Below are 1,991 nucleotides of genomic sequence, written 5' to 3'. Positions count from 1 at the left end.
ATCAATTTGTTTAGTTGTTCTTCAAAATCTTGCTTGTTTAAATCACCTGAAACGTACTGATCATAAAGTTTTTGATGATCTTCAGTGATTTCTAAATCGTAATATTCTCGATCTGATTTCTTTAAAAGTACCTCTGACAAACGATTATTTTTTTCGGCATCACTCAATTTCATAGTCTAAATGCTCCTATTTTGCGTTTATTGGCGTTTTTAGCCCTGTTTGGCTAGATTCCCCTGTTTTTGAAGAAAAGGCGCTTAAATGCGATTTTAGGCGGTTTTTGCGCTATGGGGTGAAATTCGATATTGGTGCTTTGCTAACAATAAAATTTTTAGCGGTTTGGAGATTTATCATTTCCCGACAGCAGGAGGGAATGCACGCTTACGCGTTTCTCTCCGAGAAACAAAAAATCGACCTCTGAAAAAGATAAAAATAAGCCCCAAAGTTTGGGGCGTTTTGAAATCTTTTTTAGAGGATTAATTGCTACTTTTTGGCATTCACGTAGTCATAAAATTGAAGTTGCTGTTTTGGGTCTTTTAGCATGATGCGAAGCCGTTGCATAAAATCATCTGGAGATTCGTTCTCCTGCTTTAAGTGAGCGAATTTCTTGTCACGGGACATATTGAACGACAAGCTGTTCACTTGCATATTTCGCAACTCAATAAACTTAGGTTCATCGACCTGTTTAATTGGTGCAGATTGGATTTTTTTAGAACCAAAGCCGAGCTGTTCCAGTAGCGGATAAAACATCCTGAATTTTTTTGGCTCTAAAAGCATGTCGGCAAGGCGTTTCGTAAAGTCTTCGGCTGACTCTCCGATCTCTGCATATTCGCTACCAACTTCGGGTAGTTCAGATAATTTATGTGCGAACAAATGCCGTTGGGCATCGGTCATTTCAACAAAAAAATCGGGTGTGTTTGGATCTCGTTTAGGGTCGATTTTTTGTTCTACTTTTGGCTGTGGTTTTTGTTTGAATCTGAATGAAAAACCACTAATTGAACGACCATTTTTATGTTGTTCTACCTTCACTTTAATGTCTGTTTTTTCATTAATTTGCTGTAATGATGGTTCTAAAACACGACTTTTAAAATGATTCATTGCTTTGTATTCATTAGGTTCAACTCCTAACTGACTTCTGAAATCCGCTAGTTTCAAAATTGGAGTTTTACCTACCTCACGCCATGTTATCAATAGTTCATAAAGTCGTATTGCATACTTGCCTGTAAGTCCTGAAACTTGATTAATCTGATAGCTTGTAAAGTGTTTCTCAAGTCGTGTAATTAGTGGAACTACATCAGGGGCAAAGGTGATTTCTAGTAGAGCAGAATCATCAATGTATTTAATACGACTAACCCATCGTGAGCGAACAATACCAATCCCTTTTGATGTTTCTTCTTGGAATGAAAATTGTCGATCAAATAGGTTGTTTACAGCTTCTTTTAAAGCCTTGTAAGCCCCTTCTTTTGTGACATTGAACTGTTTTGCATAATCACTGGCATGAATTTCTAGTTTACTGTCAGCAGTAATTCCTTTCCCTGTTTCTCTAGCACTGATAATTGCCAATAAAATTAACCTTTGTTCTGTTACCTCTAAGTTGTAACTGGCATTCATAAGAGCATTATCTTTTACAACTAACCCGCCTTTCATTAAGACACCATTATTTTTATGTATATAAAGACACATTATATTTTTATGTGTCTTAATGCAAACTATTTGTGTCGGTATTGGTGTTTTTGAACAAACTATTTGTGTCGGTATGACAAACTATTTGTGTCGGTATGTCCTCTGAAACGCACGTATATCAATACTTTCAAGGCTCTTAAAAGCATTTAAAAGCTTTTTATATTATTAAAAGCCCAAAAAAATCAAAAACGGCATTTAAAACTGCCCTATGTTTTCGCTTCGCTCAAACTCTATTGAATCTCGCTGCGCTCGATTCCTGGGGGCAGTTTTTTTCAAAGACCGGCTAGGACGCTAAAAACAAGAATGGATTC

1 pseudogene is annotated in these 1,991 nt (G+C 36.6%); it reads right to left on the bottom strand.

Annotation, left to right across the window (positions count from 1 at the left end):
• Nucleotides 1–714: 714 nt before the first annotated feature.
• A pseudogene (gene repM / locus FTV42_RS16460) lies at nucleotides 715–1,644 on the bottom strand (replication initiation protein RepM); the annotation flags it as partial.
• Nucleotides 1,645–1,991 lie beyond the last annotated feature (347 nt).

Origin of the sequence: Acinetobacter sp. YH16052 (assembly GCF_013417155.1) — a bacterium.
Classification (GTDB): domain Bacteria; phylum Pseudomonadota; class Gammaproteobacteria; order Pseudomonadales; family Moraxellaceae; genus Acinetobacter.
The sequence above is the reverse complement of the archived record's forward strand: the minus strand, read 5'-3'. Positions and strand labels throughout refer to the sequence as shown.